5 protein-coding genes and 1 pseudogene are annotated in these 4,178 nt (G+C 50.5%); 2 read left to right on the top strand and 4 right to left on the bottom strand.

What is annotated here, in order from left to right; translation table 11 throughout:
- Nucleotides 1–355: 355 nt before the first annotated feature.
- Together HJG40_RS11505 and HJG40_RS11500 are read left to right on the top strand one after the other, a co-directional pair.
- Nucleotides 356–655: a hypothetical protein gene (locus HJG40_RS11505; RefSeq protein WP_215864328.1), complete on the top strand. Its 300-nt coding sequence runs from the start codon at nt 356–358 to the stop codon at nt 653–655.
- 174 nt (nt 656–829) lie between these two features.
- The gene (locus tag HJG40_RS11500; RefSeq protein WP_215864327.1) at nt 830–1,225 is read left to right on the top strand and encodes an SCP-2 sterol transfer family protein; all 396 of its coding nucleotides are present in this window, start codon (nt 830–832) and stop codon (nt 1,223–1,225) included.
- A gap of 53 nt (nt 1,226–1,278) precedes the next feature.
- Here the strand turns inward: HJG40_RS11500 and HJG40_RS11495 are convergent, their stop codons facing one another.
- From HJG40_RS11495 to HJG40_RS11480, 4 genes and pseudogenes are all read right to left on the bottom strand, one after another.
- Complete coding sequence (locus HJG40_RS11495; RefSeq protein ID WP_215864326.1) at nt 1,279–2,703, bottom strand: sigma-54 interaction domain-containing protein; 1,425 nt, start codon at nt 2,701–2,703, stop codon at nt 1,279–1,281.
- The gene (locus HJG40_RS11490; protein ID WP_215864325.1) at nt 2,690–3,190 is read right to left on the bottom strand and encodes a hypothetical protein; all 501 of its coding nucleotides are present in this window, start codon (nt 3,188–3,190) and stop codon (nt 2,690–2,692) included. Before HJG40_RS11490 ends, HJG40_RS11495 begins: the two co-directional genes overlap by 14 nt.
- Nucleotides 3,126–3,638: a hypothetical protein gene (locus tag HJG40_RS11485; RefSeq protein ID WP_215864324.1), complete on the bottom strand. Its 513-nt coding sequence runs from the start codon at nt 3,636–3,638 to the stop codon at nt 3,126–3,128. The genes HJG40_RS11490 and HJG40_RS11485 overlap by 65 nt, the downstream gene beginning before the upstream one ends.
- Nucleotides 3,638–4,178 (bottom strand): annotated as a pseudogene (locus HJG40_RS11480) (tetratricopeptide repeat protein); the annotation flags it as partial. The gene HJG40_RS11485 and the pseudogene HJG40_RS11480, both read right to left, overlap by 1 nt.

Genomic DNA, 4,178 nt, shown 5'->3' with positions numbered 1-4,178 from the left:
ACGTGCTCGAAAAGCTCCCCACTTGGCCCAACAAGCGGCTCCACGAACTCTTGCCGTGGAACTGGAAAAAAACCGCATTACCCTGATGGGCGCCAATCCGCAAGGGTGGGTTGGCTGAACGTTTACGATTAATATAATAATAATCTGATGTTTTTAGGGCGGCCAGTGCCTGCGAGGCCGGTGATGCAACATTTGATGTATCATTTATCTTTTTGTTTTTATTCTGTAAAAAATAAAAATCGTTGCATGGATAAAGATTGTCACCAGATTGATTCGATTGTAATCAAACAATTATAAATTGGCATGATTTATGCTGAATTAAGTCCAGTGATTTATTATTTGAGGGGGGATGTTCATGATGGATAGTCGTTTTCTTGATGAAGCACGGGAGCTGCCTTCAAAGGTGCATGCATCTCAAGCTGGAAAATCTGGTATGACTCCTATGGAGCGGATTGTTGCCTGGTCAGTGTTCCGGACGCGTGCAGAAGCGGAAAATCTGGTTGCCCATGTACATTTGGCCCCCGGTCAGCATCTGATAGGTGGACACGGTCAGGATAGTGTGGCCCCTTTCTGGTGGGTCGGGGTACAGGTGAGTGATCTGGGGGAGTGGGGGCATAGTGCTGCCATCAATAAGCGAGGGCGGCATGGAGACTGAGCTGCTTTCGCCTTGGGCAAATGTTATCGAAAAATATCGTCACTGGACTGACGTGCTCCACGGTATGTATTTAAGTCAAAATTTTTGACGAGAGACCCGACATCCTGATAATCGCTTTTTGGTGCGGGCGTGCGTCCGCAAATTTTTGTTCACCTGTATGAGGAGGTATTACCCGTGGCAGATTTATTTTCACCCGCCTGGATGGCCCGTTTTGTTGAGGAATGGAATAAGGATCCCGAGCTTTCTGACGCTCTTGCCCAGATTGGCTTTAATTCGGTCATTGCTTATGGTTACCCGGAAGAAGACAAGCCCCGTGCTTTTCTGGTTGTACAAAATGGCAAGGCAACGGCATCGGGCGTATATACTGATCAGCCTTTGAACTGGGATATTCGCGCCCAGCATCCGCAATGGTTAAAGTGGATAGAAAAATCTCCGGGTATGACGGGGCTAGGCATGGCGTTTACCACCGGAAAAATTAAATTCAAGGTAGGGGACTACTCCAGTATGCTTAAAGATCCACGTATGGCAGGACCCTTTGTCAAAAGCTTTTCAGCGATGTCCAAAATCTAGTCCGCAAGTTAGCGACGCTGGGGCTTCTGGGTTATGCAGAAGCCCTGAATGTATTAATGTCCCAAATGGTTGTTACTGTCTTTTCCGGAAATACCCAGGCGGGACAAATGCCGCCAAAGAGTCACGCGATCAATACCCAGTTCGCGAGCGGCGGCGGCACGATTGCCTCCATGTTTATCCAGTAGCTGCAAAAGATTTTCCCGATCATAAATGGCCTCCGGATCGTTTTCTGATCGGCTGGAAGTAACGGATGACCCCAAGTGCATTCTGTCCAGGAAGTCTTTGGGGAAATCACTGTCGCTGATTTCCGGTCCGGCACTGCAGATGGCCACATATTCCATCACGTTGCGGAGTTCACGCACATTTCCCGGCCAGGGGTAATCCAGAAGCAGATGTTTGGCCGCCGAACCAAGCTTTTTCTTGTGGCCTCCCGTAGTAATTTTCAAAAAATGTTCGGCCAGGAGCATGATATCGGCGGGCCTTTCACGTAGTGCCGGTATGCGGATAGGGATCACATTTAACCGATAAAACAGGTCACTCCGAAAATCTCCACTTTCTACCAATTCCTTGAGATTGCGATTGCTGGCAGCGACCACGCGTACATCGACCTGATGGGTTTTGGTGCTGCCGACTGGTTCATAGCGCATGTCTTCCAGGACCTTCAGCAGTTTGGCTTGATGATGTTTGGGTAGTTCGCTGACTTCATCGAGGAAGAGCGTGCCACCATCTGCTGCCGCAAAACGGCCAATGCGATCAGTCACTGCTCCCGTAAAAGCGCCTTTTACGGATCCGAAAAACTCGGCTTCAAATAAATTATCGGGAATAGCAGCACAATTCACTTCCACCAGGGATTTTTTGGATCGGTTACTTTGTTGATGCAGCAAGCGGACCATCAAGCCTTTGCCAGACCCCGATTCGCCTTGAAAAATGACGCTGGCATCGGTGGCCGCGACTTGCTCAATTAATTCGAGGGCATCGCGCATGTGCGGATCATCTGTAATAAAACCCACACTGCGGGTGCCGCCCAGAATCCGCTCGGCATGACGCAATTCGGAGACATCTTCGATGAAAAAAATGCGGCGTTTATGTTGTTTGCGCTCTACCAGTCGGGTTCTGATCTGCAGGACCTTGTGATCGCCTTCGGCAACGGGAAGCGGGTGATCCCAGCGGACGCAGCCAGTTTGCGGTCGACTCACGGCATCTTCCTGACCAGCAGCAATGGCCGCTCGCACCAGTTCTTTCTGGACGCTACCTCCAGGTATGCTGCGCAGGTGCTCCAGTTGATGCGTGTTCAACAAGATTTTGGCGGCAGCATTGCAGAATTCAATTTTCCCCTGAATGTCGGTCAGCAGAATGCCGGCGTCCATGGAATCCAGTAATTCTGGTAAAACCTCGCAGAGGGTTTCCAGTTCAGTGCTCAGTGACGCCATCTTTTTCTCCTTGGCTAGCACCTCGCCATCAGGCTCAGTGGTTGCCATAAGCATTCCCCTGATTTGGATAGCCACTTTGATATTGCGGATTATATCCCGGTGGCACTCCATCATAGGCTTCTTGGCGCGGAGGGGGTAGAGGTGTTCTGGGCCCATAGTCCGGATCATTGTGATTGAAAGGCAACATGCCACTCAGAAAAGAAAATGGTGGCGTGATGTTACGGTTCAGGCTCCAGAATTCAGCCTGCATCTGCCCGGTGGCCTGTGCCATGTAGCTGGTCGAATGGGTCATCTCTGCCATATTTTGTGACATGCTGTTCATGTTGCGTTGAATGTTGGGACTCATTTTCTGGAACTGTTTGGTCATTTCATGGAGGTCATGGGACATTTCCACGGCCAGATAAAACTCATAAGCGGCCAGGACCAGAAAGGCGACGAGGGCCGCGTAGACGATCAGTCTGAGCTGGCGGTCAGAAAGGCCAGCGATATGATGCTGAGACTGCGAGTGTGTTTCCGTAGTCGGTTGTTCTGCCATGATGGTTTGTCTCCTGATGATTTAATTGGATCGTCAGCTGATAGGCTGCATTTGGATTGATTTGTGCGACGATGGGAATAAGTGTGCGGGCTCCACGCAGGTTTTTCTCCCGGATCAGATTCCGAAAGCTATGAATGTAATCATTTCCCGCCGCGTAAAATGCTCCTATCCGGTAATAAACATTGCCCTGTTCTCCATAGAGATCTGCCAGATACCGCTGGGGGGCAAGATGAATCAATTGTGCATATTCCTGAATGGCGCGCAATGGGTTGCCTTGCCAGTAGGCTTGGCGTGCCTGCATCAGCTGCTGAAGGTAGTGATGGTTCCATCCGGATTTTGGACGTAACAAATCGGATGTAACCCCGGCTTGTGCAGTGGCCATGCACACTATAAACCCGACAGACAGCAGCATAGCTGTCCATCGAGTTGATTTTGTGAAATTCACCATCAGGCAGGCGGCATCCCGGTTTCGGCTTCGGGGGCATGGGACAGCGCCTCCTGCACTTTTTGTGCTTCCGCAGGATCCAGACGTCCGAGAATAGGAATCAGCGCGGCACCATCGGCATAACGTCCGGCATGAATCAGCTGCATGGCAGCCTGACCATAAGCGTTACCCGCCTGGTGATAGTGACCTGTCATGTACAACACATTACCCATTTCGCCATAGGCAGCGGGGGAGTCAGGCGCTTCCTGAATCAAATGATGATAATCCGCAATAGCACCGGCATAGTCGTGATGCCAGAAAGCTCCGCGTGCTTGCATGAGCAACTTGGTCTGATCGGCAGTCAACGGTTTGCTGTTTTGGGTGATGGCCGCAATGCTGGGGGCACTAGTGACATGCAGGACTTTTTGCGCGGGTTTAGCGGCAGCTACCTGGGTATTATCGGGTTGATTGGCGGTGATGGCCCAAATAAACAGAATCACAATGATGACCAGCAAGATCAAAATGATCAGCGGGTATCCCCAAAAGCGACTCAAAAATCCCTCT

The organism is Acidithiobacillus concretivorus, assembly GCF_018853445.1.
GTDB lineage: Bacteria > Pseudomonadota > Gammaproteobacteria > Acidithiobacillales > Acidithiobacillaceae > Acidithiobacillus > Acidithiobacillus concretivorus.
The sequence above is the reverse complement of the archived record's forward strand: the minus strand, read 5'-3'. Positions and strand labels throughout refer to the sequence as shown.

Bases quoted from the DNA above. Each gene is read 5' to 3' on its own strand.
- HJG40_RS11495 (WP_215864326.1), bottom strand. From the start codon at position 2,703: ATGGCAACCACTGAGCCTGATGGCGAGGTGCTAGCCAAGGAGAAAAAG.
- HJG40_RS11485 (WP_215864324.1), bottom strand. From the start codon at position 3,638: ATGGTGAATTTCACAAAATCAACTCGATGGACAGCTATGCTGCTGTCT.
- HJG40_RS11505 (WP_215864328.1), top strand. From the start codon at position 356: ATGATGGATAGTCGTTTTCTTGATGAAGCACGGGAGCTGCCTTCAAAG.
- HJG40_RS11490 (WP_215864325.1), bottom strand. From the start codon at position 3,190: ATGGCAGAACAACCGACTACGGAAACACACTCGCAGTCTCAGCATCAT.